At 36.0% G+C, this 15,605-nt stretch carries 16 protein-coding genes; 10 read left to right on the top strand and 6 right to left on the bottom strand.

What is annotated here, in order from left to right; all coding sequences use genetic code 11:
• Window positions 1-3: 3 nt before the first annotated feature.
• Window positions 4-684: a hypothetical protein gene (locus tag A3EE_RS21140; protein ID WP_018341733.1), complete on the bottom strand. Its 681-nt coding sequence runs from the start codon at window positions 682-684 to the stop codon at window positions 4-6.
• Between the two features lie 242 nt (window positions 685-926).
• Between A3EE_RS21140 and glyA the strand changes: the two genes are divergently transcribed.
• From glyA to rpiB, 3 genes are read left to right on the top strand one after another with little or no spacing between them, the layout of a single operon-like run.
• Window positions 927-2,222, top strand: coding sequence for a serine hydroxymethyltransferase (glyA, locus tag A3EE_RS0101885; RefSeq protein ID WP_018341732.1), 1,296 nt, complete (start codon window positions 927-929; stop codon window positions 2,220-2,222).
• A gap of 54 nt (window positions 2,223-2,276) precedes the next feature.
• On the top strand, window positions 2,277-3,056 hold the full coding sequence (gene tatC, locus A3EE_RS0101880) for a twin-arginine translocase subunit TatC (RefSeq protein WP_033417437.1): 780 nt from the start codon (window positions 2,277-2,279) through the stop codon (window positions 3,054-3,056).
• A 3-nt stretch (window positions 3,057-3,059) separates the two neighbouring features.
• Complete coding sequence (rpiB, locus tag A3EE_RS0101875; protein WP_018341730.1) at window positions 3,060-3,497, top strand: ribose 5-phosphate isomerase B; 438 nt, start codon at window positions 3,060-3,062, stop codon at window positions 3,495-3,497.
• 59 nt (window positions 3,498-3,556) lie between these two features.
• On the opposite strand, the gene A3EE_RS0101870 is transcribed toward rpiB, so the two are convergent.
• Window positions 3,557-4,972: a DUF6427 family protein gene (locus tag A3EE_RS0101870; protein ID WP_018341729.1), complete on the bottom strand. Its 1,416-nt coding sequence runs from the start codon at window positions 4,970-4,972 to the stop codon at window positions 3,557-3,559.
• 255 nt (window positions 4,973-5,227) lie between these two features.
• On the opposite strand from A3EE_RS0101870, the gene A3EE_RS0101865 reads away from it, so the two are divergent.
• From A3EE_RS0101865 to A3EE_RS0101855, 3 genes are all read left to right on the top strand, one after another.
• Window positions 5,228-5,629 (top strand): ribosome-binding factor A, encoded by a 402-nt coding sequence (locus A3EE_RS0101865; protein WP_018341728.1) that lies wholly within the window; start codon window positions 5,228-5,230, stop codon window positions 5,627-5,629.
• 15 nt (window positions 5,630-5,644) lie between these two features.
• Window positions 5,645-6,868 (top strand): ABC transporter permease, encoded by a 1,224-nt coding sequence (locus A3EE_RS0101860; protein ID WP_026209542.1) that lies wholly within the window; start codon window positions 5,645-5,647, stop codon window positions 6,866-6,868.
• 154 nt (window positions 6,869-7,022) lie between these two features.
• Entirely contained in the window at window positions 7,023-9,950 is a 2,928-nt protein-coding gene (locus A3EE_RS0101855; RefSeq protein WP_018341725.1) for a DEAD/DEAH box helicase, read from the top strand.
• Between the two features lie 105 nt (window positions 9,951-10,055).
• Here the strand turns inward: A3EE_RS0101855 and A3EE_RS21580 are convergent, their stop codons facing one another.
• From A3EE_RS21580 to A3EE_RS0101830, 4 genes are all read right to left on the bottom strand, one after another.
• The gene (locus A3EE_RS21580) at window positions 10,056-10,211 is read right to left on the bottom strand and encodes a GreA/GreB family elongation factor (RefSeq protein WP_018341724.1); all 156 of its coding nucleotides are present in this window, start codon (window positions 10,209-10,211) and stop codon (window positions 10,056-10,058) included.
• 13 nt (window positions 10,212-10,224) lie between these two features.
• Entirely contained in the window at window positions 10,225-10,464 is a 240-nt protein-coding gene (locus A3EE_RS21925; protein WP_018341723.1) for a GreA/GreB family elongation factor, read from the bottom strand.
• A 465-nt stretch (window positions 10,465-10,929) separates the two neighbouring features.
• Entirely contained in the window at window positions 10,930-11,388 is a 459-nt protein-coding gene (locus A3EE_RS0101840) for a nucleotidyl transferase AbiEii/AbiGii toxin family protein (RefSeq protein WP_018341721.1), read from the bottom strand.
• Between the two features lie 317 nt (window positions 11,389-11,705).
• Entirely contained in the window at window positions 11,706-12,074 is a 369-nt protein-coding gene (locus A3EE_RS0101830; protein ID WP_018341719.1) for a DoxX family protein, read from the bottom strand.
• A 102-nt stretch (window positions 12,075-12,176) separates the two neighbouring features.
• Between A3EE_RS0101830 and A3EE_RS0101825 the strand changes: the two genes are divergently transcribed.
• The 4 genes from A3EE_RS0101825 (at window position 12,177) to A3EE_RS0101810 (ending at window position 15,469) form a co-directional block, all read left to right on the top strand.
• Window positions 12,177-12,524: a winged helix-turn-helix transcriptional regulator gene (locus tag A3EE_RS0101825; protein ID WP_018341718.1), complete on the top strand. Its 348-nt coding sequence runs from the start codon at window positions 12,177-12,179 to the stop codon at window positions 12,522-12,524.
• A 573-nt stretch (window positions 12,525-13,097) separates the two neighbouring features.
• Window positions 13,098-13,931, top strand: a complete 834-nt coding sequence (locus A3EE_RS0101820) for a phytanoyl-CoA dioxygenase family protein (RefSeq protein ID WP_018341717.1) — start codon at window positions 13,098-13,100, stop codon at window positions 13,929-13,931.
• 9 nt (window positions 13,932-13,940) lie between these two features.
• Window positions 13,941-14,717: an SDR family NAD(P)-dependent oxidoreductase gene (locus tag A3EE_RS0101815; RefSeq protein WP_018341716.1), complete on the top strand. Its 777-nt coding sequence runs from the start codon at window positions 13,941-13,943 to the stop codon at window positions 14,715-14,717.
• Window positions 14,714-15,469 carry a tetratricopeptide repeat protein gene (locus tag A3EE_RS0101810; protein ID WP_018341715.1) on the top strand — a complete coding sequence of 252 codons (756 nt, stop codon included), beginning with the start codon at window positions 14,714-14,716 and terminating at the stop codon, window positions 15,467-15,469. The genes A3EE_RS0101815 and A3EE_RS0101810 overlap by 4 nt, the downstream gene beginning before the upstream one ends.
• The last annotated feature ends 136 nt before the right edge of the window (window positions 15,470-15,605 follow it).

The raw sequence follows: 15,605 nt of genomic DNA, 5'->3' as shown, positions 1-15,605 counted from the left end.
CGATTACCATGTTGGTGTAGTTGGATCTGGTGTGTTGGGAGCATATTTTTTTCTCCATTTTGAGTAGCTCGAATCTTTAACATATTCCATTACACTAAAATAAGACCCTGCCCAATAATTTCGGATGCGCATTCCTGCAGCTCCACCTCGAAAGCGTTCCTGTAACAATACCTCTTTGGTTGTTGCATTGAAGAACACTACATGATAGTAGGCTTCGGACTTCAGTTTATTCATGCTTTCCGTAATAAATACCAAACCAATGCCGGTTTTGTTTTCAATAGGGTAAGCAGAAACAAAGCTCTGAATTTCCTGAGGGGAATAATAAGGCGTTGCAGCAACTTCAATGGAATCCATGTGAGCAGCTGCGTTTAATTTTTTTGTGATGCTTATATCTTTTTCAACCGTTTTGTGATGGATCATTTTTGCGATATCAAATTTATCAGGCTCGTCTAAGATCAAATAATTCCAGGCAGCATAATAATTGTCACGCAGATCTGCAGCAGAAATGGGAGTACTGCCGCCGAAGGTAGCAACCGAGCCGACAATCTTAGAATGGGAATAATCAATGCCATACCAGGTAATCGTGTAGTTTGTCTTTCCAAAAATATCCTGAACAGTTTGCCCCTGGCCGGCAATTGCCATTCCTAAAACGAAACTAGTAATTGAAAGAATTTTTTTGATCATAAAAGTAGTAAAGCCTTGTAAATGTAAAACATTCAAATGTATTAAATATTGCGTATATCTTTGATTAATAGTTTATTATATTTTCAGTCAGGTTTAAAACCCACTAAAATTCAGGCTATTGCAAGCCCAATGATTTTAGCGAGAAGATATCTACCCAAACTAAAATCGATTTATTGACTCCTTTCCTTTTTAAGCTCCTTGAAAAGCCGTAATTTTGAGGCCTAAAATCACCATCCAAACATATGTTTACTGCACCTATTCGCACAACTGTTAGAGATACTCAAATATTTGATTTGATCTCTAAAGAAGCTCACCGTCAGGAAGAAGGTATCGAGTTAATTGCTTCAGAAAATTTCACTTCTAAACAAGTGATGGAAGCAATGGGAAGCGTACTAACAAACAAATATGCTGAAGGCCTTCCGGGCAAGCGTTATTATGGCGGCTGCCAGGTTGTAGATCAGGTAGAACAGATTGCAATTGATCGTTTGAAAAAATTGTTTGGTGCTGAATGGGCAAACGTACAGCCGCACTCAGGCGCACAGGCAAATGCAGCGATCATGATCGCATGTTTGAATCCGGGTGATGCTATTTTAGGTTTCGACCTTTCACACGGTGGTCACCTTTCGCATGGTTCACCGGTAAACATGTCTGGTAAATATTTCCAGGCACATTTTTATGGTGTTGAAAAAGAGTCAGGTTTGATCAACATGGATATTGTTGAAGCAACGGCATTAAAAGTAAAACCTAAAATGATTATCTGCGGAGCTTCTGCATATTCTCGTGATTGGGATTACGTACGTTTCCGTAAGATTGCAGACAGCGTAGGTGCTATTTTATTAGCAGATATTTCTCACCCTGCTGGTTTGATCGCAAAAGGTTTATTGAACGATCCGGTTCCGCATTGTCATATTGTTTCTACAACAACACATAAGACCTTAAGAGGTCCGCGTGGTGGTGTGATTATGATGGGTAAAGATTTTGAAAACCCATTTGGTTTGAAAACACCAAAAGGTGAAGTGCGCATGATGTCTAATGTATTGGACATGGGCGTTTTCCCGGGTACGCAAGGTGGTCCGTTAGAGCACGTAATTGCTGCGAAGGCAGTTGCTTTTCAGGAAGCATTGTCTACGGATTACTTACAGTATGCAAAACAGATTCAAAAAAATGCTCAGGTAATGGCCGCAGCATTTTTGAAAAAAGGATACGATATCATTTCAGGTGGTACAGACAATCACTTAATGTTAATTGATTTAAGAAGCAAAGGATTGACTGGTAAAGAAGCTGAGAATGCTTTGATCCGTGCAGACATTACGATTAACAAAAACATGGTACCATTCGACGACAAATCTCCATTTGTTACTTCAGGTATGCGTGTTGGAACGGCTGCTATTACTAGCCGCGGCATGAAAGACGATGACATGATCCGTATCGTTGAAATGATCGATAGCGTATTGATGAATCAAACAAAAGATTCAGTAATTGAAGCTGTGCGTAAAGATGTAAACAACTGGATGGCTGAATATCCATTGTATATCTAATTTAATTAAGAGATAGGATAACACTCGGTGAGCGATACTACAGTTAAAAAAGAAATGTCCTTTTTCGATCACATCGATGAATTAAGGAAACATTTAATGAAATCAATAATAGCGGTGATAGCTTTTTCTATCATCGCTTTTATTTATATGGATTTTATCTTTCATGAAATCTTAATGGCGCCATCAAGGCCAGACTTTTTCACGTTCAGAATATTGTGTAAGTATTTTGATTTTTGCGTGGGCAACATGAATTTCACGTTGATGAGTCGAACTATGACAGGTCAGTTCTCCATGCATATCATGACTGCATTGATCACCGGAGCAATTGTAGCATTTCCATTTATCGTCTACCAAATCTGGTCTTTTGTAGCACCTGCGCTGCATCCGAACGAACGCAAAAATGTTCGGGGTGTGGTATTGGGCGTATCGGTTTTGTTTTTCATAGGGATTCTTTTTGGATACTATATCATAGCACCATTGGCCATTAATTTCTTGGCCAATTATCAACTGGACCCATCTATTCAAAATAATTTTGATGTTACCTCATACATTTCAACATTATGCATGATGGCTTTAGGCGGAGGAATTATATTTCAATTACCGGTAGTTGTTTATTTCTTATCGTTGATGGGTCTGATGACTCCGATGTTTATGAGAAACTACAGAAGACATGCCATACTTGTAATGGCGGTTATTGCTGCAATTGTAACACCTTCTCCGGATATGTTGAGTATGATGTTGATGCTTATACCTATGCTCTTATTATACGAAGGAAGTATATTTGTAAGTGCTGTGGTTTATAAAAGAAAAGTAAAAGAAGCTGAACAAATTTAAATTATGGCATATACAATTGCATTAGGTGGCGACCACGCTGGTTATACCTACAAAAAAGAAGTTATCGCTTACCTGGAATCACAAGGTCACACAACGATTGATTGCGGTCCGTTCTCAGATGCATCGGTAGATTATCCTGATTTTTCTCATCCGGTTGCTACAGCAGTTGAAACGGGTAAAGCAACATTTGGCATTTTAATTTGCGGCAGTGGCAACGGTGTGTGTATGACAGCGAATAAACATCAGGACATTCGTGCAGGTCTTTGCTGGACACCTGAAATAGCAATGCTTACACGTCAGCACAACAATGCCAACGTATTGTGTTTGCCAGCACGTTTCATTCCGATCGAAGAAGCTATTTCGTGTGTAAAAATGTTTATTGAAACACCATTTGAAGGCGGAAGACACGAAGGAAGAGTGAATAAAATTGCTTGCGTGTAATACAACAAAATATACATTAAATAAAAAAGGTGATCCCGATAGCTACGGGATCACCTTTTTTATTTTTTCAACCGATATATCTTTTTATCGAATGAAGGTTCATAATACGTTGCAAGCTCGGGTATACGTTCTATTAAAGCTGGCATAATTCCAACTTCATCAAATATATATTCAGGTTTTGGATCCAGTATGTTTGTATAAATAAATGAAATGTTCGCATAATTTGTTAAGTCACCAAAATGCCTCAAAGCCAGATTCCATGAGGCATACAATGTAGCCTGTTTGTTATGGATCAAGGCTTCAGGATCTTGCCCCAATATTAAAATAGTTTTTCCCGCAACAACATTTCCATCAAATCGCGCTTCAGAATCTCCGCTGATTAAAATAGATGATTTGCCGGCTTTCATTTTTTCAGTATCTACTGACTTATAATAAATGTGAAGGACAACAAAAGTTATTATGAGTGTCCACAACAAACTTTCTTTGATCCACCAACGATCTATTTCCAAAAATAAAAAAACTGTAAAGAATGAAAATACAGGCACCATGATATACAGGTTGAAATAGCCCCATTCATTCATGAGTAGAAATGCAGCTAATCCATTCACAAACCACATCACCATGATTTTCATGGAAGAATATTGAAAGTTTAGAAACTTACTTTTAGAAATAGTGAAGAAGAATGCAATAATGCTCAATGCTGCAGAAGGCAAGCCTACTTTCACGATCGAATAGAAGTCCACATAGTATTGAGGTCGTGAGAAGAATGTACTCTGTATTAAATTACTCATTACTTCATTTAATGAGCCATTCAGATAATAATAAGAGAATACCATTAACCACGGAAATGCAAAGGCCGAGATCAATTGAAAGAATCGTTTAAAATCGAACGAACTGAAAACAGCAAATGAATAAATGACAAAAACAATAAAGCAGGCGAAGGGCAAATAAAACAGGGATGCAACACCTAAACTAGCTCCTGCGAAAAAGTGATTTCTTGACTTTTCACCCATACGCACATCCTTAAACAGGAAATACATTACAGGCAGCATAAAGGTAAGGCCTAACTGAACCGGCGATAGAGAAAGGAAATCATAATTTATGGAACTGAACAATACATAAAAGAATGCCGGATAAGCAGTTTTTTGGTCGTAAATATTTGTCTGTGAAACGTAATAATTGAATAAGAATGCCTGAGTGATGCATAAAAGAAGAGATAAAATGCGAAGTGCTGCAACAGACTTCCCGAATAGCAGATCTATAAAATAATACGTCCCAGCACTGAAAGGTTCTAAAGAAGTCCAGATGTCTTTATAAAGAACTTTCTGATCGGTCATCATTTCTCCGATACTCAACCATTGCAAAGAAGGGATTAATAGTACATCTTCTGAAAACCAATAAAAACGAGCCAGTAACGCAATCAAGGCTACAGCTAGTAAACGGAACGGATCAAAATTCTTTAAGAATTGTAGCACAGGCTCTTATTTTTACAGCAAATTAAGCATTTTTTTGTTTTCAATGTCAGCAGAACAAACATAAGCCGACTCTTTTTTGTATTTTTACGTTTCCTTTGAAAAGGGGGTTTAACTGTAGTCCCGGATTTGGTTTCGAAACCTCCAAGGATTTAAATACAATTAATATTTATAATAACTCTAATTATATAAATCCTTGGAGGTTTAACTAAAAACTGAACCATAGATCAGTCAAAGGGATTTAAACAACGAATACGTATGGAAAGTGTAAGACAACAAAAGGTAGCAAGATTGATTCAGAAAGAAATGGCAGATATTTTTCTGAAAGAAAGTCGCGCACTTTTTGGAAACGTATTTATTTCCATAACAGTTGTACGCATGAGCCCCGACTTAAGTGTTGCCAAATTTTATTTGAGCATCATGTTAGTCGAAGACAAAAAGAGATTTTTAAAAGAAATTCAGGCACAAAGTAAGCCATTGCGTAAACTGCTTGGCGAACGGATTGGCAAACAGGTACGTATTGTTCCTGAAATAATTTTCTATCTGGATGATAACGTGGATTATGCAAACCACATGGATGATGTAATGTCTAAAATTGTGATCCCTAAAAAAGATGATGACAATTTTGATTCAAACCAATATCCTGGCTTAAAAGAGTAATCCTCCGGAAATCAGTTGAAGTCTATTTTATTCATTGCGCGGCGTTATTATTTTTCTGGTAAGAATTTACTTCTTATCAACGTAATCTCTATTCTTTCCATTCTTGTTGTTGCAGTGATTACCATGTCATTGGTAATCGGCATGTCTGTATTTAATGGCATGGAAAATCTGATCCGTTCGTTATACAATTCATTTGATCCGGAAATTAAGATCACCCCTAAAACCGGAAAAACATTTTTAATGACGGATAGCCTGCACAGATTGATCCAACAAACAGATGGCGTTTTTATTATTACAGAAGTAATAGAAGACAATGCCGTGCTGAGTTATAAAAACGAAACAGACGTAATAAAAATAAAAGGCCTTTCAGAGAATTTCGAATTGCAACACCGCATGGATTCCTTTCTGGTAGCGGGCAACATGAAGATGAACAAAGCGGGCCATGACTTTGCGATCATTGGGAGAGGGGTTCAATATAAATTATCCGTACCGGTGAATAATCAATTCGCTCCTGTCCAGATTTTTTATCCGGATAAAGATAAGATTAAAAAGCCCGATGCATTTGATGCATTCAGAATTAAGAACATTCAGGTTGGAGGGGTTTTTGCGATCGAAAAACAATACGACGACAATTACATATTCGTACCGCTTTCGTTCACACAGGAGTTAATGAATTACGACAAAGAACGTACGTCCTTAGAAATAAAAATCTCCGAAGGCCACAACATCAATGATGTCAGAGATCAACTTAAAGAACGCTTAGGTGAGAAGTTTTCTGTTCTTAATAGCGATGAACAGCACAAAGGATTATTGAAAGCAATTAAAGTTGAAAAATTTGTGGTAAACGTAATGCTTAGTTTTATTCTGGCAATTTCATCTGTCGGTATATTCTTTTGTTTAACCATGCTTACATTAAATAAACGGAAAGACATCGCAGTATTAAAATCCATTGGGGCTACCAAAACATTTATCCGCAATTTATTTATGGCCGAAGGAATGTTGATCGCGCTGACTGGAGCAATCATGGGTGTGTCGCTAGGAATAGGAATTTGTTTTATGCAGCAGCACTACGGATTTGTTACAATCGGTACGGAAACATCGGTTATTGAAGAATATCCGGTTGAGTTGAGAACGGCTGATTTGATCTGGATTGGCTGTACCGTAATTTGTATTTCTTTTGCCGCATCTATAAGACCTTCTATTATAGCATCTAAGCTAAATTTGAAAAAATATATTTAGCAACTTGCCGCTTTTTTTGTGAATAAAATATCCTCTATTTAGACCAAAACAAATTGCTTGTTTAGTATATTGTATATTCCTTTTCTATGGAAAATAAGTAAAAACAGGATTGCTGCTTTACTATTTCCAGTGCGGGAATTAAACAAGCTACGGTGTGAAAGTATCAACTACAGAACCTTTTCAGATCATATACTCACTGTTTGAGCATGAGTACTTAGGATATTTATTTGAGTCGTTTGTGATTCAATTAGATCATCAAAGAAGACTTACGCTTAAGCATCAGAATATCTCTGCGAAAAATGCAGATGAGTTTGCACGCGAGTTGGATGAGACCGATTATAAATTGATAAAATTAATCGACTCGATTCAGCAGGAAGCCATTGTTAAAAAATTCTACAACAAAAAAATTACACCACCCGAATTCTTTCTTAAAATATTCAATAAAGAAAAAGGGGATGAGTTAATTCAGGATGCGATCCGTTCGTACATCGAGTTAAAGAAAAACGAAATTCTGTGTCTGTTAGAACATAAAATGCTGTTTGAAATGGGGCACGACGGCGAACCTACCTGGAAGCGCCTGGCAATTGCTCCAAAGAAAGCAAATGTACTTTTTCACTTCATGCGCAATGAAGACAACACACATTATTTTCCGACCATAAAATACGACGGCCAAAAAGTCGATTTCCAATATAAAAATGCAATCATCGTATGCAGCATGCCGGCATGGCTATTAGTGGACAATACGGTATTTCATTTTAATAAAGAAGTTGATGGAAATAAATTAAAACCGTTTTTAAATAAAAAATTTATTCTGGTTCCTCGCAAGATGGAGGAAATGTATTACGAAAAATTTGTTACGCAAATCATTTCAACATTTGATGTGCATGCCAAAGGTTTTACGATACATGCAGAAGAATATCTTCCGAAACCGGTATTGACACTTACCGAGCTGGCAGTTGCGAAAGCACCTACATCGCTTTTCGGTAACGATGAAACAGCAGTAGCTGTAGAAGAAGAAAGTAAGATCTTATTGAGTCTGGATTTTCAATACGGAAATTTTATTTTTTCTTCAGACAAATTATCTCCTTCGTTTGTAAAAATGGAGAAGACAGACGATTCATATATTTTCCATAAAGTAAAGCGTGATACCGATAAGGAAAGAGATTTTCTTGATATTTTACGAAGTTCAGAATTAGAGTTTAAGAGCGGTAAGATCACACTGGAAAAATCAAAAATATTTTCTTGGCTTGCTGCCAATAGAGATGTCTTAGAAGCACAGGGCTTAATTATCCGTCAGAATCTGAAAGACGGGAAACGATATTTTGTCGGCGCTTCTTCAATCAGTTTAGAAGTAAAAGAAAACAACGACTGGTTCGATATCTATGCAGTAGTTCGTTTCGGAGAATTTGAAATTCCATTTTTAAAATTGAAACAATACATTCTTAAAAAGAAAAAAGAATTTGTGTTGCCTAATGGCGAGATTGCTGTAATACCGGAATCATGGTTCAGTCAATATTCAGATCTCTTTGCATTTATTGAACAGGATTCAGATGAACTGAAACTGCGCAAGCACCACATGGCGCTTGTTAAAGAGTTGCAAAATGACCGCTTGGCAGAAGTTTCGATGGATAGAAAGTTGGAACGTCTACGCGATTTTCAGGAAATTGAAGATTACGAAATTCCGGCTGGATTTAAAGGAGAATTGAGAGCGTATCAAAAAGCAGGATATAACTGGATGCGCTTTCTGAACCAATACAATTTTGGCGGTTGTTTAGCAGACGACATGGGTTTGGGTAAGACGGTACAGACCCTTGCGCTTTTGCAATCCTTAAAAGAAAAAGCAGAAGGCAAAGCGAGTTTGCTGATCATGCCTACCTCTCTGGTATACAACTGGGAGATGGAAGCGCGTAAATTTACACCTGAATTAAAAATATTAAATTTTACAGGTATTGGTCGTGATAAGAATGCAGAGCAGTTTAAAAATTACGACCTCATCATTACTTCATACGGTACGATACGTGTTGATATAGAATTGTTCAAACAGTATCAATTCTATTATACCATTCTGGACGAATCTCAGGTAATAAAAAATCCGGAGTCTATTATTGCGAAAGCGGTTAAAGAACTGAACAGCAAACACAGATTGATCTTAACAGGTACACCGGTTGAGAACAGCACGATGGATCTGTGGTCGCAGATGACTTTTGTGAATCCGGGTTTACTGGGTACACAACAATTTTTCAGAAATGAATTTCTGAATCCGATTGAAAAGAAAAACGATGAAGTAAAAACAAAACGTTTATACAGCATCATCAAACCATTCATATTACGCAGACAAAAATCTCAGGTAGTAAAAGATCTTCCGGAGAAAATTGAAAACGTACATTACTGCATCATGACTCCGGAACAGGAAGAGGAGTATGAAAAAACAAAATCGAATTACAGAAACTTAATTCTTGAATCGATTGATGAAAAAGGATTGGCCGGCAGTCAGATCTTGTTATTACAGGGCTTAACGAAACTGCGCCAGATCGCTAACCATCCGGGTTTGGTAGAAGAATCGTTTGAAGGTACGTCGGGCAAAATGGAAGATGTGAATCACATGCTGGATAACGCACTGGATCTGGGTCACAAGATTCTTGTATTCTCTCAATTTGTAAAACATTTGCAGCTGTATGCAAAGTTATTGGATAAGGCGGGCATCCGATATGCATACCTCGATGGACAAACACGCGACAGACAAGCAGAGGTAGAACGTTTTCAAAATGAAGAAGGTATACGTGTATTTTTAATTTCGTTAAAAGCAGGTGGCTTAGGGTTGAATTTAACAGCAGCTGATTATGTGTTCCTGCTTGATCCATGGTGGAATCCTGCGGTTGAAGCACAGGCGGTGGATAGAGCGTACCGTATCGGACAAAAGAATACGGTGTTCACGTATAAGTTTATTACCAAGAACACCGTTGAAGAGAAAATTTTAAATCTTCAGAAAAATAAATTGAAGCTGGCAAACGATCTGATCAGTTCAGAAGAAACATTCTTTAAGGCCTTAAGCAAAGAAGATATTCAGTCGATTTTTGATTAGACATAGAGGGAAGGCATAATGCTTAAAGCCTAAAGAGTTGTTCAGTAAACAGCATTCGTCAGACCACTTTTTTGTGGTCCGACGAAATTTTAAAAGTAACATGTATTATAAATTATAATCTCCGGCTGCTTCTGGTTGGTAAAGAATTTCTTCAATTTTGATTTTTGTCATACCTGCAGGTGCGCACCACTCAATTTCATCACCGATCTTATAGCCTATCAATGCCGTAGCTATAGCCGAAAAGATAGAAATTTTATTCATTTTTAAATCTGCTTTATCGGGGGTATACAAGTTGAAACGAAACTCTTTTATTTGAATCAACAAAAGAAATTTTGACAATTGAATTCATTGTAACCACATTATTAGGAATTTCTTCAGGCTCTAAAAGTTCACCTAATTTAAGTTCGTGCATTAAAGCCGCAGCTTCAACAATAGTAATTGAATTAAATTGTTTAGCATTTCTAATGCATTGCTGAATTCTTGAATAATCAAGTTTGTTAATAATCGTCCCCATTGGTTGGTTTTATGTTTATACAAATCATGCAGAAAATAGCATGCCAGTATCTGTTATATAAAGGTAAATTGGTAGTTCGAACTGAGTAAATACCTATAAGAATTAGAAAATAATCATGAATACACTATTCTATTGCTGAAATTCATAATCATTATTTCTGATGTCTGTAATAGACAATTGTTGTATTTTTTGTATTAAATCCAAAAGAATGCGATCATTATAAATTGCGCGATTGGGAATACCAGATAGTATGTTTTTATTTTGCTGTCTTTAATAAATGCAAACCAAACAAAAAATGTATCAGTGATATACAACAGTATTAATAGCATTGCTGGTATTGTATATGTTGATGGGTGTGAACTTGTTTGATTAGTAAATGCAAAGTAAAGCAAGTTCAATAAAATAATATTTGCTGCTATAAGAATATAAAATGTCCTTTTTCGATCGATGAATCGCATAGCTAAATTATTGCTTATCTCTGATTTTTATTAAAGCTTCCGCATCAGCAGTATCTTTAGATGTATTTAATGCGATTTTATTTTGGATGAGCTGGTTTATATGAATAACCTTTATTTCAATGTCATTAATTGAAAAAGAAGTTGCAGATTTAAAAATTTCATCTGGGGTTACACCAACAGTTGCATTTAGCAAATCAATGTAGCTGTCTTTTTCATAGAGCCTGAAATGCATTGCTTTTGAAAAATCTGTTTCGTTAAAATCAGCAGTATCATAACCAAATTCTTCTAAGGCAGCAATTAGCTTTGTGCCGTTTTCATTCGAAGGATAAAAAAATAAATCAATATCTTCAGTAAAACGATGGTAGCCATGTAGAGTAACAGCCATGCCGCCAACGAGAACTATCTCAACATTATTTTTTTGAAAAACGCTTATTAATTTTAAAAATTCATCTGAAAAAAGATCCATAGGGCTATTATCTTATTCTGACAATTCTTTTTTGTGAAGAGTCTGTTGCCTCATTTGGTATATATTTCGCCCTTAGTTTAAAAAATGCATAAAATCGTTCTTCCATCGATAATTTCAAAAAATTATCGATCAACTCTTCTTGAGCTTTTTCAAACGAAAGTATGACTGGCTTTGGTTTCATGTGTTATATGTAACCAATATAAAAAATTAATTGTGATATATTGATAAGAGGATAAGAGAAAGATTTACTAATTACCGATGCCTTCGCTTCAAGCTGAGGCATCGGTTTAAAATGGTATAGATTAGTATTTCAATAATTACGCAACCGCAGTCTTCGTTTTGTGCAGATAAATATTTGACACAACTAAAGCGATCAGCAAAAAGAAAATCATCGGAGTGCCTTTTGCATCGCCAATAGCAAAGTGTGTTATAATAGCAGAGATGAAGTTGATACCAAAACCTGCATACGCCCATTCTTTTACTCGTATTGGAATTTGCGGAACAATAAGTGCAACTGCACCGATAAGCTTAGCTGCTCCTAGTTCTACGCGGAAGTAATCCGGAAAGCCCAATTTAACAAATCCTGCTGCTATTTCAGGATTTGCAAAGTACATTACCCCACTCATCAACATCATGGCAGTAACAATACCTGTAGCTACCCAGTAAATAATTTTATCCTTTTTCATAATCTTTAATTTTCCTTTTGATTGATGATGCAATTTAGATAGATTTGATTACCAAAAGTTACCAGTTACCCAAAAGTAATCAGTTACCTTAAAGTTACCAATATGGTTGTCAAACACAGTCACAAAGAATGTACGTCGTCATTGCAAGCTGTTCGCGATGCACTGGACGTAGTAAGCGGAAAGTGGAAGCTGCAGATCATTATTTCAATTACAACCGGAAATCATCGTTTTAGAGAAATTCAACGAAGCATTCCGAACATTTCCTCTAAGGTATTGGCGAAGGAATTAAAAGATCTGGAAGAACATGAATTGATCAAACGCACCGTTTACGACGATTCGCCTGTATTGGTAGAATACACCATTTTGCCCTATGCCGATACCTTGGATGATGTAATTAAAGCACTTTACGATTGGGGAATACAACACAGAAAGAAAATTCTGAAGAAATAAATTCATAAAGGACTTTACAACTGCTGAGTATTCTATTTTGAAACTGACGAAAATCAGTTGGCTTAGCATCTTATATATTTCCATATATGCTCTTCAATTTTTAATAGATTATTCTTTCAAAAAAGCATATTGAAATATCACAAAATAGATTTTAGCTTGTTTTTAGCAAAATTTTAGCATTTTTAAAATAAATTTTAATTCGAAAAATGTCCAAACAGGCTTTTTAACAAAGATGTAAAGCCTAATTTGACAGAATTATATTTTATAATAATGTATTTTAATGATTTTTTATTCTTTAAAATACTTTAATTGTTGCCATATTCAAAATAAAATTTCAGTACATAATTTTGGTAATTTAAATTTGAGCCTTTACATTTGCCTTAATCTATACTAAATCTATATAGATTATATAATAAAAAAGATGTTTCATTTAAAAATGCAAGATCAAAAAACATTAAGCACAAAATTACTATAGGAAGTACATCGATATTTAAGAGTAATAAAGATGTGTTACAAGTACCGAGCAGATTCTAAGCTCTTCAATGTTTTTAAATTTAATCTTTGTTTAAAAGTATGGTAGCTACAAAAAATTTCACTACACTAATAAAAGAACCGGTGTTTACATTAGGCGAAACACTTACTGTCGAGCAGTTAAATTTTTTTGAAACACACGGTTATATTCATTTTAAAAATTTCCTTAAACCGGAAGTAGTATCCACAGTTATAAAAGCATTAGAAGATGTTCAGGATCAGTGGATCGAAAGCAATAGAGAAAAAATAAACGGTGTACCGATTAAGTATGGCGTTGATCTGGATGGTAAAAAAATTGTTCAGCGTTTTGCCTTCGCATCTTTATTCAGTAAAGTTTTAAACGAACTGTTGAAAGATCCAAGATTAAAAGCGTTGTATCCATTGCTGCAGGCTAAAGACGAGCGTATTGGTGAATTTGAAAAGGATGGTTTAGTAGTGAATCACTACATCAACAGCGAAACAAGTAAGTTTACTCAAATGGGCTGGCATACCGATTGTCTTCGCGATGTTTTTTACGGAAAAAAAATAGCACCCATGTTGAATGTTGGAATTCACCTGGATGATTATGATCCTAAAAATGGTGGATTAAGAATTATTCCGGGCACACATAAGCAGGATATCTTCGATCTATTATTTAAGAAAAAATATTATGTAAGTCATAAGCCTGATCCGGATGAGATTGGATTTAATATTACAGCAGGAGATTTAACTGTACACGATGGAAGATCATGGCATCGTGTAGAAAAATCTAAGATCTTAGGTGAAGAGAGCAGAAGAAGAGTTATGTATATTCCTTTTATTGGAGGTGAGTATCAACCAAAAAATGAAAACAGCTCAACTCAATTTTATCAAAGACTTTCAAAATTTGTTCGCTAAGGGTTATACATGAATTACGCACTTATAACAGGAGCAAGTAAAGGAATAGGGAAATCAATAGCAGAGGCACTTGCAGCAAAGGGCAATAATCTGTTATTGATTTCCCGTTCAGAAGAAACCCTGAAAGAATTAAGTTTATCTATTGGTCAACGTTACAAGGTACGTGTTGATTATCTGGCAGCAGATCTTTCACACGCAGGCTCTACAGAGGTTATTTTAAAATGGCTGACGGAAAAAAATTATTCAGTTGATACATTGGTAAACAATGCAGGTTACGGAATTTGGGGAAAATTTTCTGATCGCTCAATTGAAAGCCACAATGAAATGCTGCAACTGAATATGTTAACGCTTGTTCAATTAACGTATGCATTGATTCCGCAATTAAAGAAACATCCAAAATCGTATATATTAAATGTTGCAAGTACCGCTGCATATCAGGCTGTACCAACATTGAGTTTATATGCTGCCAGCAAATCCTTTGTATTGCTTTTCACACGGGGTATCAGATTGGAGTTACAAAGCACAGGCGTATCGGTAAGTTGCTTGTGTCCGGGCCCAACAGCAACGGATTTTGTAGAACGCGCAGGCATGAGTGCTGATATAAAGAAAAAATCCGATACGTTCAGCATGACTGCAGACGAAGTAGCGAAGATTGGTGTAAATGGATTGTATAAAGGTAAAGCAGAAATTATCCCTGGTTTATTAAACAAGATCATTGTTGTTTTGACAGCATGGCTTCCAAAATTTGTGACAGAAAAAATTGCAAACGATCTTTATAAAAAATGAAAATACGTAATCTAATAATAGGACTGGTTGCTGGACTGCTTACAATTAATTTACTAAGCTCTTACGTATTAAACTCCACAAGTCAGAATATTTTAAAAGGAGATACATATTTTAATTTGATGCGGTATAAAGATGCTATAGCGTGGTACAATCTGAATTCAAGCAAGGCTGAAGCGCCGTGGAAAATAGCACGTGCATATGTTTGTTATGGAGATAATGCTCCTGCTACAGAAAAGGAAGTTAATTTTAGAAATGCCGTTAAAGCTTCCAAGCGCTGCATTCAATTAGAAGAAACAAATTCAAACGGCCACACATGGCTGGCTGCAGCTTTAGGCAATACAGCAATGTTTGAAGGGAGTAAAACCAAAGTGAAATTATGTAATCAAATTAAGGTAGAACTTAATCGTGCGATTACTTTAAATCCAAAAGACGATATCGCTTATTCTATTCTGGGCTCATTCTATCGTGAGATTGGCCATATCAGCTGGATTGAAAAACAATTGGCAATGGCTTTTATCGGAAAAATTCCAGAAGGAACGTATGCAGATTCTGAAAAAGCGCTTGGGAAGGCAATTGTTTTAACGCCCAACATTATGAGACATTGGTATGAGCTGGGCTTACTGTATACCTACTGGGGTAAAAAACCTCAAGCGGTTGTAGCATTCAACAGAGCAAAAACATGTCCTGTGCTTGTATCCAGCGACAATAAAAGGATTGCAGCCATAGCCGTTCATTTAAAAAATTTAGAATAAATATTTTAGCAGATACATAGAATCCATAACAATGGAACGAGGGGTACATTCAAATGCGTTATTATTTTTTTAATTGAATATTTCAGGATTGCTTCAGAATGCTTGAATAGATTGAATGACGCTTACTTTAGTGCAA

Source organism: Cytophaga aurantiaca DSM 3654 (assembly GCF_000379725.1).
Classification (GTDB): Bacteria; Bacteroidota; Bacteroidia; order Cytophagales; family Cytophagaceae; genus Cytophaga; species Cytophaga aurantiaca.
Note: the sequence above shows the minus strand (reverse complement) of the source record. Positions and strands in the feature narration are given on the sequence as shown.

Coding starts and splice junctions, on each gene's coding strand:
- A3EE_RS0101810 (WP_018341715.1), top strand. CDS start 14,714: ATGAAAATACGTAATCTAATAATAGGACTGGTTGCTGGACTGCTTACA.
- A3EE_RS21140 (WP_018341733.1), bottom strand. CDS start 684: ATGATCAAAAAAATTCTTTCAATTACTAGTTTCGTTTTAGGAATGGCA.
- rpiB (WP_018341730.1), top strand. CDS start 3,060: ATGGCATATACAATTGCATTAGGTGGCGACCACGCTGGTTATACCTAC.
- A3EE_RS21580 (WP_018341724.1), bottom strand. CDS start 10,211: ATGAATAAAATTTCTATCTTTTCGGCTATAGCTACGGCATTGATAGGC.
- A3EE_RS0101825 (WP_018341718.1), top strand. CDS start 12,177: ATGGTTGTCAAACACAGTCACAAAGAATGTACGTCGTCATTGCAAGCT.
- A3EE_RS21925 (WP_018341723.1), bottom strand. CDS start 10,464: ATGGGGACGATTATTAACAAACTTGATTATTCAAGAATTCAGCAATGC.
- A3EE_RS0101820 (WP_018341717.1), top strand. CDS start 13,098: ATGGTAGCTACAAAAAATTTCACTACACTAATAAAAGAACCGGTGTTT.
- tatC (WP_033417437.1), top strand. CDS start 2,277: ATGTCCTTTTTCGATCACATCGATGAATTAAGGAAACATTTAATGAAA.
- glyA (WP_018341732.1), top strand. CDS start 927: ATGTTTACTGCACCTATTCGCACAACTGTTAGAGATACTCAAATATTT.
- A3EE_RS0101840 (WP_018341721.1), bottom strand. CDS start 11,388: ATGGATCTTTTTTCAGATGAATTTTTAAAATTAATAAGCGTTTTTCAA.
- A3EE_RS0101865 (WP_018341728.1), top strand. CDS start 5,228: ATGGAAAGTGTAAGACAACAAAAGGTAGCAAGATTGATTCAGAAAGAA.
- A3EE_RS0101815 (WP_018341716.1), top strand. CDS start 13,941: ATGAATTACGCACTTATAACAGGAGCAAGTAAAGGAATAGGGAAATCA.
- A3EE_RS0101830 (WP_018341719.1), bottom strand. CDS start 12,074: ATGAAAAAGGATAAAATTATTTACTGGGTAGCTACAGGTATTGTTACT.